The sequence below is a fragment of the Chromobacterium haemolyticum genome, assembly GCF_009936155.1.
Classification (GTDB): Bacteria; Pseudomonadota; Gammaproteobacteria; order Burkholderiales; family Chromobacteriaceae; genus Chromobacterium; species Chromobacterium haemolyticum.
The window spans coordinates 1,550,927-1,566,806 of the sequence record NZ_AP019312.1 but is presented as its reverse complement, the minus strand read 5'-3'; the positions used below and the strand labels follow the sequence as shown (position 1 = coordinate 1,566,806).

Below are 15,880 nucleotides of genomic sequence, written 5' to 3'. Positions count from 1 at the left end.
AAGATTAATCTCATTGAAAATAGATAAGCGGAGCGCTATTGCATTAAAAACAATGTGGCTGATATTCAAGGGACGCCAACGCCTGATTATAAAGTCATGCGGCCAAATCACATTGAATATCGATGATCCGCTCCGTAATGGGCCAGGCCGTCATAAACCCGGCCCAAGCAGTCGTCAGTAACGAGAACCCAGATCTCTATCCTCAGCCACCCCGCCCAGCATATGGGTTAGTTCATCGCAGGCGCGCACCATGCCGTCGCGCACACAAAACTCGGCGATGACCAGCATCCGCACCTGACCGCCGTCCCGCTTGTCCGCGGTAACCAAATGGCGGGTGAACAGCCGCTCTCCCTGCTCCGCCCAGCTCAGGATTTCAAGGCCGACCCGGCTGCACTCCCGCTTCAAATGGCGCAAATGCCTGACGAAAGCGGGGTAATCCAGATTGCGGCCGTCCGCCTGCTGCCGGTAGTCCGGATGCACCAGTCGGGCCAAGCGGCTTTCGTCTAGTTCCGGGCTCAGCAATGCGCATTCGAATAGTTCCCTCACCACAGTGATAGCGGTGTCTTGCATGGTTTTGCTCCTTAGTACCGGTTTACGATCTGCCTCGCGTAGACGATGCGGCATTGAAACCAGCATTCAAAATGCTCATGCACCACCTGTACATTCGGCTTTCTCAACCGTTTTCGCCTTGTCTCGCTGGGTCGTAAACACATTCTTAGAGTGGCTAACAAAACTCAGTTTCACGGCTGAGGCAAGGCGCGCCGACGCAGACAGTACATTGAGTACGGCAAATCCGGACAACGCAGCATCAGGGGTTTTGTTAGCCGCTCTTAGTTAGTAGGGACAGATGTCGATAAAGGGCGACGCGGCCCATGCCTCGCCGCCACCGTGGCCAGTATCACGCCCCGCGGCGGCGGCGCGTTATCGCTATAATGCCAACGGATAGCTCAAACAGGCCAAGACCATGCTGATCGCCGCCAACCGCATCCATCACCACGCCGCCGACCCCGACGCCTGGCACAGCCATGACAGCGGCCAGCTGAGCTTGCTGCGCCACGGCGTGCTAAGCATCGCCACCGACGACGGCCGGCTCTGGCTGCCGCCCGGCCACTTGGTCTGGATTCCTCCCGGCGTGCGCCACGCCTCGCATCGTCACGGCCTGATAGACGGCATCAGCCTCCGCCTTGCCGCAGCGGCCTGCGACCGGCTTCCCGCCTACGCGCAAGCCATCGCCTGCGATGCGCTGCTCCCCGCCATCATGCGGCGCGCGCTGGACTTCGCCGTTCCGCCTCTTCCCAGAGAACAGCGGCTGCTGGAGGTCTTGCTGGACGAATTGGAGCAATGTCCATCCTTGAGCCTGAGCCTGCCGCTGCCGCAAGACCGGCGCGCGCGCCGCGTCGCCGACGCCTTGACGGAAGCGCCCGATGACCCCCGCTCGCGCGACGACTGGGCGCAATGGGCCGGCCTCAGCGGGCGCAGCCTGAGCCGCCTGTTTCCAGAACAAACCGGGCTCAGCTTCCAGGCCTGGCGCCGCCGGTTGCGGCTATTGAAGTCCCTGGAATATTTATCGGCCGGCCAAGCCGTCGGCGTCGCGGCCTGGCGCTGCGGCTACGACAGCCCCAGCGCCTTCATCGCCGCCTTCCGCCAGGCCTTCGGCCACACGCCAACCCAGTTATTGGGCTGGTCCGCGGACGCCTTCAGCGAAAACTCAGGCTCTTGAACCCACTGAACAGCCCAGCCAACGCCTCGATCAACAACCCACCCTGAGAGCCTGTTCCACGATCTCGCGAGCAAAGGCGAGACCACAAGAAGTGCGTCGCGACATGAGCGGCGGCCATATCGCATGCCCGCCTTCAAGCCAGCAGCGACTCCAGCGCCGCGGCCAACTTGCCCGCGCTCCGCCGAGCCCATGCGGGCGCGGAGCCTCCGGCGCACAGCCTCTCCTCCAGCGCGTAGGCGCTGCGCACCAGATGATAGCCAAGCCATGGAACCGGTTCCGGAGCCCAACGGCGCACCTGCTCCAAACGCCCTTCAGACATGACCCAGGGCATGGAGGTCAAATCGCCGTCTCGCTCCAGGATCAATTCCGCCAGCGTGCGCCCCATCAAGTTAGACGCCCCCACGCCCTCGCCGCCGTAACCGCCGGCCATGGCGATGCCGGCCCGCCGGTCATACAGCGCATAGGGCGTGAAAGCGCGCGCCACGCCCAAGGTGCCGCCCCAGCGGTACTCAACCTCCGTAGCGCCCAGCGCCGGCAACAATTGACGCAGCAGACGCTCGCGCCAAGCGAACTCATCGCTGCCCGGATCAAAGTTCCATCGTTCACGGCCGCCCAGCCGGTAGCCCCCGCGCGCGCCAAACACCAGGCGGCCGTCCGCGCTGCGTTGCCCGTAAGTCACCATCCGGCTCAAATCGCCGAAAGCCTGACGATCAGCCAGGCCAATCTCATCCCATTGAGCAGACGACAACGGCTCAGTGGCCAACAGCAGGCTCTGCACCGGCAGCAGACAACGCGCCAAGCGGGAAAACTGCCCGGCCGCGCCTTCCAGCGCCGGCACGATGACGTCGGCGCGCAACTCGCAGCCGTCCAACCCCGCCACGCCGGGAGCGAGCCGGCGCACCGGGCTGCGCTCATGAATCCGCACCCCCAGCCGCGCCGCGGCCCGCGCAAGGCCTTGCGCCAGCCAGGCCGGCTGAATCACCGCGCAATGCGGCGAGAACACCCCGCCGCGCACATCGCGCGCACCCAACTGCTCTTGTGCCTCTTTGCGGTCCAGCCATCGAAAGTCGGCTTCGCCGTGCCCCGCCCGTCGCAACTCCCGCAGCCAGTTCCGTCCCATTGCCTCCTGCTCCGGATAGCGCGCCGCCGCGTACAACACCCCGCCATGGGCAAAGTCGCAATCGATGCGCTCCCGCGCCAAGATCTCGGCCACCTCGTCGACAATGCCGAACAACCGCCGCCGCGCTTGTTCACGCCGCTCGCCGTCCAGCCTGAGCAAATGGGCATCCTGATTGGCCAGTCCTCCGATCAGCCAGCCTCCGTTGCGCCCAGACGCGCCATAGCCGCAAGTTTCGGCTTCCAGCACCGCCACATCCAGCTCCGGCGCCATGCGCTTGAGGTAGTAAGCCGTCCAAAGGCCGGTATAGCCGCCGCCGATTACCGCCACATCGCAGCGCGCCGATTGCGTCAACGGCGGCCAATGCGGCTCGGCGGGGCTTTGATCCAGCCATAGACAGGCTTGAGTCAGTGAGGACATGCGCTCTCCTTGTTGCGGCCAACCGGCTAAGAACCTGTTTACGATATCGCGAGCAAGGGCGAGATCGTAAACAGGTTCTTAGGCTCGGCCGTGTCGCCAACGCTGTTATCATGAAGGTCGACCATACCCGTCCATTGCGAGAACCAGCTTATGGAAATTCTGATTTTTCCCGAAGCGGAAGTGCCCGCAGAACTGCGCATGCAAGTTCTCGAACTGCAAAACCTGGCCTGGCCTGGCGAACCGCCAACCCGCCCCGACCCCATTCACGATCCCGCGCTGGGGCCGCTGTCGCTGTTGCTGGTGGAGAACCGTCGGGTGCTGTCGGCGCTGGACATCCTCAGCAAGCAGCTAAGCCACGCGGACGAGAACTTCCAGGCCAGCGGCATCAGCTGCATGGTCACTCAGCCCGAGGATCGCAGCCGCGGCTTGGGGCGACTGCTGGCCGCCTCCGCTCGCGAAACCATGCAAGCCAATGGCGCAGATCTCGGCATCTTCACTTGCGACCGTCCCCTGCGGCGCTTTTATCAAAGTTGCGGCTGGAGCGAACTGCCTGGCGCCGTCTTGATCGGCGGCACGCCGGCCTCTCCGTTTCCCAGCAGCCAATTCGATAAAGCGACGATGGCCAGCTTTTTCAGCGGCAAGGCCAAGCAAATGGCCGCGCGCTTCGAGCATTGCGAGATTGCGCTCTACCCGGGGGATATCGACAAGCTTTGGTAAACCGCGAGACGCCGTCGGGCCGAAGCAAACGACGGTCCGGCGCGATCAAAACACCAATGCGGAGCGGTAGAATCATTCCTTCCGCGACAAACGCCAGCCTCAGTCCCTACCGGCGCTCTGTTCCGCCAATCCGCAAGCGACCCAACCACCATGATCGAAACGCCCGACATCATCGAAATCGAGTTATCCGCGCCCTACCGAGTCCAGGGCGAAGCCGCCCGCGGTCAGTCCGTTTGGCTGTTGGCCCGTCTCTGGCATGCCCACCATTTTGGCGACGGCTCGGTGCCCGCAGCAGCCTTGCGGCTCGGCTTCCCTGGCCAAAACAATATCCGCATGCTGATCTCGCGCGCTTTCGCCGATTTCGCGCGTTGGGGCGTGCAAGCGGGCTGGGGAGCCGCTCACGGCCAGCCCATCGCCACCCTGCCGTTGAACGGGCGCAGCCGCGGTCCATTCTGGCTGACGGCCGACATGGCCTCGCGACTGCGTTTCAGCGCCGGCGGTGTAGAGGTGGAGCGAGATTGGCTGGAACACTTTCTGGGCCTGCGCAGGGAGCGGGCGGAAAACCCGGCCGGCGATCTGTCCTACCTGATGCGCGACATGCGCTTCTGGCAGCAGATGGCGCAAGCGATCCGCGATGAATACGACGGTTTCGGACGCCGTCCCAGCCGTCAGATAGCTGAATCCTTCCACGTTGCGCGCCAGTTCGCCGATGACGATTTTCAACAGGCTCTGGCTTTGATGAAGGAAAGCCTGGCCTGGCGCCGCAGCGCCCAGTTGGACGGCAGCCGCAGCGCGCTGAAACGGCTGGACCGAGTGCTGGACGCCGGCAGCGTGCATCACGCCCACCCTACTTTCGCCGCCATGGCCTGCATCGTCAGAGCCTGGGAACGCTACACGCATGGCGATGCCGAAGCGGCTCAGACCATGCTGGAGCATCTGCAAACCTCGCCGGAGCTGCAACCGGTATTCCGCTACAACCCGCGGGTACGCTTCGAATGTCTGAATCTGATGGCGCTGTTGCACAAGCACGCCGCCACCAGCGGCGCGGGCATAGCGCGCCAGCAAGACCAGGCCGGCGCGGCTCTGCAAGCGCTGAGCGGCGCACTGGAGGCAGCTTACGAGGCGGATTCGATCGACGCCGCCCAACATGTGGCCGCCAATATCGGTTGGTGCTTGTGGCTGTTCTGGCAGCAAGGTTTGATCGACCCGGAACGAAAACAGCAGGTGAGCGCGGTGCAACTGCAAGCAATGCGCTGGCTTGGCCTATCCGAATGGATTTGCGACCGTTTCGGCTACGGCAGCGGCTCCGCCTGGAACCTGATTTTCATCCTGCGTATCGCACGCGGCAACTGTCCGCCACCGCGCTCGCGCAGCTTGGCCGCTTTCCGCGCACAACAGCCGCTGGCGCTGGAAACCGCCATCGCCGCCCTGCATCCCTTGCACGCCTCCTTGTCCCCGGCCAAGGGCTTTAGCCGCTGGTCCTCGGCGGCGGTCCTGGCGCTGGACGAGCAGCTAGCCGGCAAGGCCGCCTTCCCTCCCTTGCAACAAGCCAATCTATTGCTGGAAGCCGCATGGTTCCTGTTGCATGAGCAGGGCGCCGGACAGAAAGCTGCCGACACGCTCTCCCGCCTCCAAGCCTTGCTTCCCTCCTTGCGCCGCAGCGAGCGCAGCTTTTTCAACGGAGAGTTGCAACGGCTGCCCATAGAAGCGCCGTTAGCCGAGCCCTGCCCAAAAAAATAGCCGGCAAGGCCGGCTGAACACGGGTAGGCCGGTCTAGACCGGGCTCAACACATGCACGGACAGTCCGGCCACCGCGCCCTCGGTCGCGGCGATAAAGCCCCGCAGCGCCGGCGCGTCCAGATGCCGATCCAGCGCGGCCTTGCTTGCCCATTTTTCCATTACCACCAAACTGTCCGCCCCAAACGGCTGCGGAGAATCCGCATGGTCCAGAGCCGGGCCGTATTCAATGCAACCCTCTTCCTCGCGCATCAGGGGCACGATCGCATTCAGCTCTTGCAAGATTACGGCGCGCTGCCCTGGTTTGGCGGTAATCACGGCAACTACATGCAACGTGGCAATCCTTACATAAAGTCAACGACACGCCGCCGCGCGCATTCGCGGCAGCCACTGAAATACGGCAAGCGCCAAGACAAATGGTTCGGCTCCGCCTCAAGCGATAAAAACATATAGACGGAATGACCGGCTGAGTTAGACCGATTCATTGCGCCTAACCTGCCGAGTTTGATGTTACTGGAGGAATTTCTAAATTTCGGAGGGGAAAATAAAAAAAGCTCTGCAAATGCAGAGCTTTAAATATTTGATACTTTTGGAATTCTTTGGTCGGGGCGAGAAGATTCGAACTTCCGACCCCCTGCACCCCATGCAGGTGCGCTACCAGGCTGCGCTACGCCCCGACTCGAGAGAAACGTATTCTAAACTGCTTTTTAATTTTTGCCAAGCCCTGAATCGAGCCATTCTAAAATCGCCTCCAACTCGGTCCTCACCTCCTGGGCCGTTGCCGGGCGCACTTCCTGGCCGTCCGCGCCCAATCGCTGGCGGGCTCCGTGAATGGTAAAACCATCGTCATATAACAAGCCGCGAATGCGTCTGACCAATAACACTTCGTGATGTTGGTAGTAGCGGCGGTTGCCGCGGCGCTTCACCTGACGCAGCTGGGAGAACTCCTGCTCCCAATAGCGCAGCACATGCGGCTTGACGCCGGTGAGCTCGCTCACTTCGCTGATGGTGAAGTAACGCTTGGACGGTATCGACGGCAGATCAGCCTTGCTTGTTGGCATGGAATTGCTCGACCATTCCCTTGAGTTTCTGACTAGCGTGGAACGTTACCACACGTCGCGCGGTGATGGGAATCTCTTCCCCGGTCTTGGGGTTGCGACCCGGACGCTGCGGCTTGTCGCGCAACTGGAAATTACCGAAACCGGATAATTTGACGGAATCTCCGGACTCCAAGGCCTGGCGAATTTCTTCAAAAAACGATTCAACCATGTCCTTGGCTTCACGCTTGTTCAGACCCACTTGATCAAACAGCATGTCGGCCAGCTCAGCCTTGGTCAAAGTCATGTCACCCTCTCACACATCAATATTTCTAATCATTCAAAAGCCCGCCGACAAGCCGGCGGGCTCCACGCCTTGGGCTCAGCGCAGCTGAGCGCCCAGCTCGGCGGCAACGCCGTCCAGCAGGGCTTTAAGCGCCGGCTCCACATCTTCGTCGGTCAGCGTGCGGCTATTGTCCTGCAACATCACGCGGAAGGCCAGACTCTTCTTGCCTTCTTCCACGCCTTTGCCGCGATAAACGTCAAACAAAGCCACTTCGCTGACAATGGCGACGCCGTGCTTGGCGAAGCAGGCCAGCAATTGCTCCGTTTCCACCGCCTCGTCCACCACCAGCGCCAGATCGCGGCGCACCGCCTGGAACTTGCTCACCGGTTGCGCCTTGATAGGCTGCCGAGCTTCCACAGCGGCCAGATCCAATTCAAACAACACCGGAGCGCTGGACAAATCATATTGCTGCGCCCACTTGGGATGCAGTTCGCCAATCACGCCCACCGCCAGGCCATTCACCAGCACCTCGGCGCAGCGGCCCGGATGGAAGGCCGGGTGCTCTGCCTTGCGGAAGCTGGCTTGCTGCGGATGCAGCAGGGCTTCGACATCGGCTTTGACATCGAAGAAGTCGACTCGCTCCGCCTTGACCCCCCACTGCTCGGGCAAGCGCGGCCCCCAAGCGAGACCGGCCACTCTTTCCGGCTGGTCGAACCAGTCGGCGGATTTATTGAATACGCGCGCCACTTCGAACACGCGCACGCGCGGCTGCTTGCGGTTGATGTTGCCGACCAACACATCCACCAAGCCGCCGATCAAGGTGGAGCGCATCACGCTCATCTGCGAGGCGATCGGATTGATCAGACGCACCGGCTGCTCGTTGGCGGCGAAATCACGCTCCCAGGCTTCGTCGACGAAGGCGTAGCTGACGATTTCCTGATAGTCGCGGGCCGCCAGCAGATGGCGGATTTGATCGCGGGGCCGCAGCTCTTCCCGCTGCGCCAGCATGCGCATGCCGGAACGCGGGGCGTCTGCAGGAATCGCGTCGTAGCCGTAAACCCGCGCCACCTCCTCGATCAAATCTTCCTCAATCGCGATGTCGAAGCGGAAAGACGGCGCCTCCACGGTGAAAACCTCGCCATCCAGGCGGTGAGTCAAACCCAGCCTGCTTAGAATTTCACCGATCTGTTCGCTGCTCAGCGTCACGCCCAACAGCTTGGCGCAACGCGACACGCGCAGCTTGACCTCGCCGCGGCGCGGCAACTCGGCCGCGGCTTCCACCACCGGGCCCGGTTGCCCCCCGCAGATGTCCAACACCAGGCGGGTGGCGCGCTCCATCGCATCGCGCTGTAGCTGGAAGTCCACGCCGCGCTCGTAACGGAAAGAGGAATCCGAACCGAAACCCAGCTCGCGCGCTTTGCCGGCAATCGCTTCCGGAGCAAAGAAAGCGCTTTCCAGGAAAATGTCTGTGCTGCCGGTGGTCACGCCGCTGTGCTCGCCGCCCATGATGCCGGCGATGGCCAGTGCTTTGCTCTGGTCCGCGATCACCATGTAGTCCGGCTTGAGCTTGACGGTTTTCTCGTTCAGGCACAGCAGTTCTTCGCCGTCCTTGGCCATGCGCACGACGATGCCGCCGTCCAGCTTGGCCAGGTCGAAGGCGTGCATGGGCTGACCTTGCTCCAGCAATACATAGTTGGTGATGTCGACCACGGCGGAAATCGAACGCAGGCCCGCGCGTTCCAGACGGCGACGCATCCATTCCGGCGTGGCGGCGGCGGCGTTGACGCCCTTGAGCACGCGCCCCAGGTAACGGCCGCAACCCGATTTAGCGTCTATGCTCACCGACAGCGCGTCGTCGATGACCGGCGCCACGGCGGGAATGACCACCGCCGCGAGTTCCGCCCCGGTCAGCGCCGCCACTTCGCGGGCGATGCCGCGAATGGACAGACAATCGGCTCGGTTGGGGGTGATTTTCAGCGTGAACAGCTGGTCGTCCAGGCCGAGGTAGTCGCGAATGCTCTGTCCCGTCGGCGCATCGGCCGGCAGCACCAGCAGGCCGTCGGCCTCGTCCGGCACACCAAGCTCCTTGCCGGAACACAGCATGCCGTTGGATTCGACGCCGCGCATTTTGGTCGGCTTGATCTTGAAATCACCGGGCAGCGCGGCGCCGGGCAAGGCGCAAGGCACCTTCAGGCCCACGGCGACATTGGGCGCACCGCAGACGATCTGCACCAGTTCGCCAGTTCCCACGTCCACCTTGGTCACACGCAGGCGGTCGGCGTTTTCATGCTTGGCCACTTCCTTGACTTCAGCCACCACCACCCCGCTGAAGGCCGGCGCGGCGGCGTTGACTTCCTCCACCTCCAAACCCGCCATGGTCAGCAGGTAGGACAGTTCGTCGGTGCTCAGCGACGGATTAACCCAGCTTCTCAGCCATTGTTCGGAAAATTGCATAGTATTCGGCTCCGTACGCGATCAGTTGAACTGTCTCAGGAAGTTGAGGTCGTTCTCGAAGAACAGCCGCAGGTCGTTGACGCCGTAGCGCAACATGGCGAAGCGGTCGAGACCGATGCCGAAGGCGAAGCCGGTGTACTTCTCCGGGTCGATGTTGACATTGCGCAACACATTGGGGTGCACCATGCCGCAACCGCCCACTTCCAACCAACCACGCTCGCCCAGCACATCGATTTCCGCCGACGGTTCAGTAAAGGGGAAGAAGGATGGACGGAAGCGCACTTGCAGGTCGTCGCGTTCAAAGAAACGACGTAGAAAATCGGTCACCACCGCCTTGAGATCGGCAAAGGACACGCCCTCTTCCACCCACAAGCCTTCCATCTGGTGGAACATCGGCGAATGGGTGGCGTCGGAGTCGACGCGATATACGCGGCCCGGAGCCACGATCTTGATGGGCGGCTGATTGCTCATCATGAAGCGCGCCTGGATCGGGCTGGTATGCGTGCGCAACACGTCGCCGCCTTCCACGTAGAAGGTGTCGGCCATCGCGCGCGCGGGATGGTTTTCCGGGATGTTCAGCGCTTGGAAATTATAGAAATCGGTTTCGATCTCTGGACCGTCCGCCACTTCGAAACCCATGGTGCGGAACAGGCCGGCGATGCGCTCCAAAGTCAGCGCCACCGGATGCAAGCCGCCGCCGTTGCTGCCGCGCCCAGGGAGGGTCACGTCCAGCGCCTCGGCAGCCAGTTGCGCCTCCAGCTTGGCGGCGTTCATTTGATCAAGGCGCTGTTTGTGCGCGGCCTCAAAAGCCTGCTTGGCCACGTTGATGGTGGCGCCGGCGGCCTTGCGCTCTTCAGCGGGCAGTTTGCCCAGCTGCTTCAGGAGTTCGGTCAACTCGCCGCTCTTGCCCAGATAGCGGGCCTTGACCTGCTCCAATTCAACGAGATCGGCCGCCGCGGCTAGCGCGGTCAGGCCGGATTGGAGAATCGCGTCAACGTTGTTCATCGTGTTCCACACCGTATGCGAAAGAAAGCTGGCCACACGCGCCCCAGAACCCGAGCGAGTCTGGCCAACCGTCTTGATCTTGAATCATGCTCGCGGCTTGGCCGCATTAAAAAAAGGGAGGCATGTGCCTCCCTTTTGATCCGTCCGGGCGATTAAGCAGCGAGGCTTGCTTTCGCCTTTTCGACGATCTGTGCAAAAGCCGGCTTGTCGAACACGGCCAGGTCGGCCAGGACCTTGCGGTCGATTTCGATAGAGGCTTTTTTCAGGCCGTTCATGAATTTGCTGTACGGCAGGCCGTTTTCACGAGCAGCTGCGTTGATACGAGCAATCCACAGTTGACGGAACTGACGCTTTTTCTGACGACGGTCGCGGTAAGCGTACTGACCGGCTTTCATCACCGCCTGTTTGGCGATGCGATAGACGTTCTTCCGGCGGCCGCGATAGCCTTTCGCCAGTGCGAGGATTTTCTTGTGACGAGCACGAGCGGTTACACCGCGTTTTACGCGTGGCATATTTTAGTCTCCTTAAGCGTAGGGCATCATTGCGCGAACAGAGGCCATGTTGGTGCTATCTACCATGGTAGTGCCACGCAGTTGGCGCTTGTTCTTGGTGGTTTTCTTGGTCAGGATGTGACGCTTGAACGCGTAAGAGCGCTTTACACCACCATTGCCCAGTACTTTGAGACGCTTTTTCGCGCTCGACTTGGTTTTCATTTTCGGCATGGACTGCTCCTGCTGAATTTTGATTAGATTAGACGCGAGGTGGTTGCCAGACGGATCTGGAAACGCTTGAAAAACCATCGTGTCACGCTTTTGGGCAGATCGTTGCCGACCTACAAAATCAACACGGCAGAGCGAACCCTGCCGTGTCGATTTGATGATTATACCGATTATTTCTTCTTCGGCGCAATCATCATGACCATCTGGCGGCCTTCGAGCTTGGGAAACTGCTCAACAACCGCAATTTCGGACAAGTCGGCTTCGACTCGCTTAAGCAATTCCAAACCGATGTTCTGGTGGGCCATCTCACGACCGCGGAAGCGCAGGGTGACCTTGGCCTTGTCGCCGTCAGCCAGGAATCGGGTCAAGTTGCGCAACTTGACGTTGTAGTCGCCGTCGTCGGTACCCGGACGGAACTTGATTTCCTTGATCTGAACCTGTTTCTGCTTCTGCTTGGCTTCGTGACGCTTCTTGGACTGCTCGTACTTGTACTTGCCGTAGTCCATCAGCTTGCATACCGGAGGCTGCGCGGTTGGGGAGATTTCCACCAAATCCACGTCACCTTCCTCCGCCAGCGCCATTGCCTCACGCAGACTGACAACACCAATCTGCTCACCTTCTTTACCTACCAGACGAATTTCACGGGCGGTAATCTCGCCGTTGATCCGTGCTTCGCGTTCCTGAGCTATAGCCAAATCTCCTATTAATCTAAACTCAATGCCTGCCGCCGCCGGAATCAGGCCTCAGGCATCTCAGCCTTGAGGCGCGCAATGAGCGCATCCAGCGTAAGCTGCCCCAGGTCTTCCCCGCGGGAGCGTACGGCAACCAACTCGCCAGCCTTCTCCTTGTCGCCGACGATAATCTGGTACGGCAACTTTTGCAGGCTGTGCTCGCGAATTTTATAGCCGATCTTCTCGTTTCTCAAGTCAAGATCAACGCGGAAGCCTTGTTCGCGCAGTTTCGCGGCCACATCGGCCGCGTATTCGGCCTGCGCTTCGGTGATATTCATCACCACCATTTGCACCGGAGCCAGCCACAAGGGGAAGGCGCCGGCATGGTTTTCGATCAGGATGCCGAGGAAACGTTCCAGCGAACCCAACGCCGCGCGATGCAGCATCACCGGGCGCTTGCGACTATTGTCGTCGGCCACGTACTCGGCATCCAGACGCTCCGGCAGCATGAAGTCCAACTGCAGGGTGCCGCACTGCCAGGAGCGGCCCAGCGCATCCTTGATATGATATTCGATCTTGGGGCCGTAGAACGCCCCCTCGCCCGGCAACTCTTCCCACTCCACGCCGCATGCGCGCAGCGCTTCGCGCATGCCTTCTTCAGCCTTGTCCCAGGTTTCTTCGGCGCCGATGCGCTTTTCCGGACGCAGCGCCAGCTTGATCGCCACCTTGTCAAAGCCGAAGCGCTCGTACACTTCCATCACCAGACGATGGAAATCCTTGGCCTCTTGGTTGATCTGATCCTCGGTACAGAAAATGTGACCGTCGTCCTGCACAAAGCCGCGCACGCGCATGATGCCGTGCAGCGCGCCGGAGGGCTCGTTGCGGTGGCAGGAGCCGAACTCCGCATAACGCAGCGGCAGGTCGCGATAGGAACGCAGGCCGCTGTTGAATACTTGCACATGGCCGGGGCAATTCATCGGCTTGACCGCGTAGTCGCGCTTTTCCGACTCCGTGATGAACATGTTTTCGCGGTAGTTGGCGGCGTGACCGGAACGCTCCCACAGATGGGCGTCCATCATCATAGGGGTACGGATTTCCTTATAGCCTTCGCGGTTCAGCTTGTCGCGCATGTATTGCTCGACGCTCTGCCACAACTGCCAGCCCTTGGGGTGCCAGAACACCATGCCCGGCGCCTCGTCCTGCAGGTGGAACAGGTCCAACTGCACGCCCAGTTTGCGATGATCGCGCTTTTCCGCCTCTTCCAGCATATAGAGATAGGCGTCCAGGTCTTCCTTCTTGGCCCAGGCGGTGCCGTAAACCCGCTGCAGCATTTCATTCTTGCTGTCGCCGCGCCAGTAAGCGCCGGCCACCTTCATCAGCTTGAACACTTTGAGCTTGCCGGTGGACGGTACGTGCGGGCCGCGGCACAGATCGGTGAATTCGCCCTCGCGATACAGGCTCAACACCTCGCCTTGCGGGATGGACTCAATGATCTCGGCCTTATAGGCCTCGCCTATGCTCTTGAAGTAGGCAATGGCCTCATCGCGCGGCAGCTCGTAGCGCTCCACCGGAATGTCCTTTTTCGCCAGCTCGGCCATTTTCTTTTCGATGGCGGCCAAGTCTTCCGGCGTAAACGGGCGCTTGTAGGCGAAGTCGTAGTAGAAGCCGTTCTCGATCTCCGGCCCGATGGTGACCTGAGCCTCCGGGAACAGTTCCTTGACGGCATAGGCCAGCAAGTGAGCGGTGGAGTGACGAATAATGGACAGACCGTCCGCATCCTTATCGGTGATGATGGCCAGATCGGCGTTGCGAGCGATGGTGTGGGAAGTGTCCACCAGCACGCCGTCGACGCGGCCGGCCAGCGCCGCGCGCGCCAACCCGGCGCCGATGGACGCAGCCACTTCATGAACCGTCACCGGTTTATCGAACGAACGGATCGAGCCGTCCGGCAAGCGAATGTCTGGCATGTCAACTCCAACAAGGCGAGAGAGAAATTTTTAGAAAGCGAAGGATAAAAAAAAAGTGCGGCCTGAGCCGCACTTTTTTTGCATGGAACAACCCGCAAGGCTCAGCTAGCGTGAGTATGTCGGGTTGTGGTAGTTCGCAAGTTGTACACTTGTAACGCTCCATGCGTTTGAATTTGGTAGGCACGATTGGACTCGAACCAACGACCCCCACCATGTCAAGGTGGTGCTCTAACCAGCTGAGCTACGTGCCTGTCGTCGAGTTGCGAATACTAAACAAGCCCACCCGTCTTGGCAAGCGTTTTTTTTCATCGGCCTCAAGGGAGAAATGGGAACAAAGCCCCAGCGGACGCGGCTTACGGTATACTAGCCGGCTGATTTTGCTAAACAAACATACCAGAGCAATCCCCGAATCATGCTGAAGTTTACCGTACATAAAACCTCCGGCGGCGCGCGGCGCGGCACGCTGGAGCTGAACCACGGCACCGTGGAGACGCCGGTGTTCCAGCCGGTGGGCACTTACGGCTCGGTCAAGGCGATGAGCCCGGTCGAGTTGAACGACATCGGCGCCCAGATCATCCTGGGCAACACCTTCCACTTGTGGCTGCGCCCGGGACTGGAGATCGTCGAACAGTTCGGCGGCCTGCACGAATTCATCGGCTGGGACAAGCCCATCCTCACCGACTCCGGCGGCTTTCAGGTATTCAGCCTGTCCGATATGCGCAAGCTGACCGAGGAAGGCTGCACTTTCCAAAGCCCGATCAATGGCGACAAGCTGTTTCTGAGCCCGGAAATCTCGATGAAGATTCAAACCGTGCTCAACTCAGACATCGTAATGCAGCTGGACGAATGCACGCCGGGCCAGGTGGACCACGCCACCGCGCAGAAGTCTCTGCAGATGAGCTTGCGCTGGGCCGAGCGCTCCCGCCGCGCCTTCGACGATCTGAAAAACCCCAACGCGCTGTTCGGCATCGTTCAGGGCAACCTATATACCGATTTGCGCCAGGAGTCGCTGGAAGGCCTGATGCAGGTGGGCTTCGACGGCATCGCCATCGGCGGCCTGTCGGTGGGCGAGCCCAAACCGGAAATGTACCGGATGCTGACCGAGCTGAAGGACATGCTACCCGCGGAAAAACCCCATTACCTGATGGGAGTGGGCACGCCGGAGGATCTGGTGCACGGCGTGGCCAACGGCGTGGACATGTTCGATTGCGTAATGCCAACCCGCAACGCGCGAAACGGCTGGATCTTTACCCAGTGGGGCGACGTCAAAATCAAGAACGCGCGCTACAAGGACGACAAGCGCCCGCTGGATGAAGAGTGCGAATGCTACGCCTGCCGCAACTTCAGCCGCGCCTACCTGCACCACCTGCACCGCGTCGGCGAAATTCTGGGCGCCCGCCTCAACACCATCCACAACCTGCACTATTACCAGGAATTGATGCGCCAGATGCGCCGCGCCATCGAGGAGGATCGTTTCGAAGACTTCCGCCTGGAGTTCGCCGCCAAGCGCGCCCGCGGCGTCAACTGAGGAACCACCTGCGCGGTCGGCCTGTCACAGGCCTGACCGTTGCAAGCATTGGAAAAAGCGGACCAGCATGGCTACAATGGTCCGTTTATTTTGACCAGCCATAACAATACATAATCTAAGGGAGTAGTTTGATGTCCTTTATCAGCCCCGCCTTCGCCAACACCGGCGCCGCAGCAGGAGGTTTCGATCTGATGGGTTTCCTGCCGATGATCGCCATCTTCGTGCTGTTCTGGTTCCTGATGGTTCGCCCTCAGCAGAAGCGCATGAAAGAGCATCAGAAGATGCTGTCGGAAATTCAGAAGGGCGATGAAGTCGCCACCCAAGGCGGCATCGTTGGCCGCGTAGCCAAGATCGGTGAGCAGTTCCTGACCCTGGAAATCGCCAACGGCGTGGAAATTACCGTTCAGCGCGGCTCGGTTTCCGCCAAGCTGGAAAAAGGCACGCTGAAGTCGCTTTAAGGATTCAGCCGACGGCCACCGCAGCGCGCTGCCGGTGGCCGGTT

16 protein-coding genes and 2 tRNA genes are annotated in these 15,880 nt (G+C 60.8%); 5 read left to right on the top strand and 13 right to left on the bottom strand.

Features of this window, described 5'->3' with window-relative positions:
* Positions 1–174: 174 nt before the first annotated feature.
* Positions 175–570, bottom strand: coding sequence for a nuclear transport factor 2 family protein (locus tag GYH29_RS07310; protein ID WP_081576252.1), 396 nt, complete (start codon positions 568–570; stop codon positions 175–177).
* A gap of 394 nt (positions 571–964) precedes the next feature.
* Between GYH29_RS07310 and GYH29_RS07305 the strand changes: the two genes are divergently transcribed.
* Positions 965–1,720, top strand: a complete 756-nt coding sequence (locus tag GYH29_RS07305) for an AraC family transcriptional regulator (protein WP_161523439.1) — start codon at positions 965–967, stop codon at positions 1,718–1,720.
* Between the two features lie 133 nt (positions 1,721–1,853).
* On the opposite strand, the gene GYH29_RS07300 is transcribed toward GYH29_RS07305, so the two are convergent.
* Complete coding sequence (locus tag GYH29_RS07300; protein WP_161523438.1) at positions 1,854–3,257, bottom strand: NAD(P)/FAD-dependent oxidoreductase; 1,404 nt, start codon at positions 3,255–3,257, stop codon at positions 1,854–1,856.
* A 150-nt stretch (positions 3,258–3,407) separates the two neighbouring features.
* Here GYH29_RS07300 and GYH29_RS07295 point away from each other — a divergent pair, with 150 nt between their 5' ends.
* Positions 3,408–3,974 (top strand): GNAT family N-acetyltransferase, encoded by a 567-nt coding sequence (locus GYH29_RS07295; RefSeq protein WP_019103247.1) that lies wholly within the window; start codon positions 3,408–3,410, stop codon positions 3,972–3,974.
* Positions 3,975–4,124: 150 nt separating this feature from the next.
* Positions 4,125–5,714, top strand: a complete 1,590-nt coding sequence (locus GYH29_RS07290) for a hypothetical protein (protein WP_107731784.1) — start codon at positions 4,125–4,127, stop codon at positions 5,712–5,714.
* Positions 5,715–5,747: 33 nt separating this feature from the next.
* On the opposite strand, the gene GYH29_RS07285 is transcribed toward GYH29_RS07290, so the two are convergent.
* From GYH29_RS07285 to GYH29_RS07235, 11 genes are all read right to left on the bottom strand, one after another.
* Positions 5,748–6,044, bottom strand: a complete 297-nt coding sequence (locus GYH29_RS07285) for a putative quinol monooxygenase (protein ID WP_161523437.1) — start codon at positions 6,042–6,044, stop codon at positions 5,748–5,750.
* A 267-nt stretch (positions 6,045–6,311) separates the two neighbouring features.
* Positions 6,312–6,388 (bottom strand) — tRNA-Pro (locus tag GYH29_RS07280).
* A gap of 30 nt (positions 6,389–6,418) precedes the next feature.
* Positions 6,419–6,772, bottom strand: coding sequence for a MerR family transcriptional regulator (locus GYH29_RS07275; protein WP_019103244.1), 354 nt, complete (start codon positions 6,770–6,772; stop codon positions 6,419–6,421).
* On the bottom strand, positions 6,753–7,055 hold the full coding sequence (locus tag GYH29_RS07270) for an integration host factor subunit alpha (RefSeq protein ID WP_019103243.1): 303 nt from the start codon (positions 7,053–7,055) through the stop codon (positions 6,753–6,755). The genes GYH29_RS07275 and GYH29_RS07270 overlap by 20 nt, the downstream gene beginning before the upstream one ends.
* A 75-nt stretch (positions 7,056–7,130) precedes the next feature.
* Positions 7,131–9,488: a phenylalanine--tRNA ligase subunit beta gene (gene pheT, locus GYH29_RS07265; protein WP_161523436.1), complete on the bottom strand. Its 2,358-nt coding sequence runs from the start codon at positions 9,486–9,488 to the stop codon at positions 7,131–7,133.
* 21 nt (positions 9,489–9,509) lie between these two features.
* Positions 9,510–10,493 carry a phenylalanine--tRNA ligase subunit alpha gene (pheS, locus tag GYH29_RS07260; RefSeq protein ID WP_019103241.1) on the bottom strand — a complete coding sequence of 328 codons (984 nt, stop codon included), beginning with the start codon at positions 10,491–10,493 and terminating at the stop codon, positions 9,510–9,512.
* A 152-nt stretch (positions 10,494–10,645) separates the two neighbouring features.
* Entirely contained in the window at positions 10,646–11,005 is a 360-nt protein-coding gene (gene rplT / locus GYH29_RS07255; protein WP_019103240.1) for a 50S ribosomal protein L20, read from the bottom strand.
* A gap of 12 nt (positions 11,006–11,017) precedes the next feature.
* Complete coding sequence (gene rpmI / locus GYH29_RS07250; RefSeq protein WP_019103239.1) at positions 11,018–11,215, bottom strand: 50S ribosomal protein L35; 198 nt, start codon at positions 11,213–11,215, stop codon at positions 11,018–11,020.
* Between the two features lie 167 nt (positions 11,216–11,382).
* Positions 11,383–11,907, bottom strand: a complete 525-nt coding sequence (infC, locus tag GYH29_RS07245) for a translation initiation factor IF-3 (RefSeq protein ID WP_081556240.1) — start codon at positions 11,905–11,907, stop codon at positions 11,383–11,385.
* A gap of 41 nt (positions 11,908–11,948) precedes the next feature.
* Complete coding sequence (gene thrS / locus GYH29_RS07240; RefSeq protein ID WP_019103237.1) at positions 11,949–13,850, bottom strand: threonine--tRNA ligase; 1,902 nt, start codon at positions 13,848–13,850, stop codon at positions 11,949–11,951.
* A 174-nt stretch (positions 13,851–14,024) separates the two neighbouring features.
* Positions 14,025–14,101, bottom strand: a tRNA-Val gene (locus tag GYH29_RS07235).
* 161 nt (positions 14,102–14,262) lie between these two features.
* Between GYH29_RS07235 and tgt the strand changes: the two genes are divergently transcribed.
* Together tgt and yajC are read left to right on the top strand one after the other, a co-directional pair.
* Complete coding sequence (gene tgt / locus GYH29_RS07230) at positions 14,263–15,378, top strand: tRNA guanosine(34) transglycosylase Tgt (RefSeq protein WP_019103236.1); 1,116 nt, start codon at positions 14,263–14,265, stop codon at positions 15,376–15,378.
* Positions 15,379–15,509: 131 nt separating this feature from the next.
* Entirely contained in the window at positions 15,510–15,836 is a 327-nt protein-coding gene (gene yajC / locus GYH29_RS07225; RefSeq protein ID WP_019103235.1) for a preprotein translocase subunit YajC, read from the top strand.
* Positions 15,837–15,880 lie beyond the last annotated feature (44 nt).

What these genes read in the sequence shown, in the direction of transcription:
- GYH29_RS07310 (WP_081576252.1), bottom strand. Translation starts at nt 570, where the DNA reads ATGCAAGACACCGCTATCACTGTGGTGAGGGAACTATTCGAATGCGCA.
- GYH29_RS07305 (WP_161523439.1), top strand. Translation starts at nt 965, where the DNA reads ATGCTGATCGCCGCCAACCGCATCCATCACCACGCCGCCGACCCCGAC.
- GYH29_RS07300 (WP_161523438.1), bottom strand. Translation starts at nt 3,257, where the DNA reads ATGTCCTCACTGACTCAAGCCTGTCTATGGCTGGATCAAAGCCCCGCC.
- GYH29_RS07295 (WP_019103247.1), top strand. Translation starts at nt 3,408, where the DNA reads ATGGAAATTCTGATTTTTCCCGAAGCGGAAGTGCCCGCAGAACTGCGC.
- GYH29_RS07290 (WP_107731784.1), top strand. Translation starts at nt 4,125, where the DNA reads ATGATCGAAACGCCCGACATCATCGAAATCGAGTTATCCGCGCCCTAC.
- GYH29_RS07275 (WP_019103244.1), bottom strand. Translation starts at nt 6,772, where the DNA reads ATGCCAACAAGCAAGGCTGATCTGCCGTCGATACCGTCCAAGCGTTAC.
- GYH29_RS07270 (WP_019103243.1), bottom strand. Translation starts at nt 7,055, where the DNA reads ATGACTTTGACCAAGGCTGAGCTGGCCGACATGCTGTTTGATCAAGTG.
- pheT (WP_161523436.1), bottom strand. Translation starts at nt 9,488, where the DNA reads ATGCAATTTTCCGAACAATGGCTGAGAAGCTGGGTTAATCCGTCGCTG.
- pheS (WP_019103241.1), bottom strand. Translation starts at nt 10,493, where the DNA reads ATGAACAACGTTGACGCGATTCTCCAATCCGGCCTGACCGCGCTAGCC.
- rplT (WP_019103240.1), bottom strand. Translation starts at nt 11,005, where the DNA reads ATGCCACGCGTAAAACGCGGTGTAACCGCTCGTGCTCGTCACAAGAAA.
- rpmI (WP_019103239.1), bottom strand. Translation starts at nt 11,215, where the DNA reads ATGCCGAAAATGAAAACCAAGTCGAGCGCGAAAAAGCGTCTCAAAGTA.
- thrS (WP_019103237.1), bottom strand. Translation starts at nt 13,850, where the DNA reads ATGCCAGACATTCGCTTGCCGGACGGCTCGATCCGTTCGTTCGATAAA.
- tgt (WP_019103236.1), top strand. Translation starts at nt 14,263, where the DNA reads ATGCTGAAGTTTACCGTACATAAAACCTCCGGCGGCGCGCGGCGCGGC.
- yajC (WP_019103235.1), top strand. Translation starts at nt 15,510, where the DNA reads ATGTCCTTTATCAGCCCCGCCTTCGCCAACACCGGCGCCGCAGCAGGA.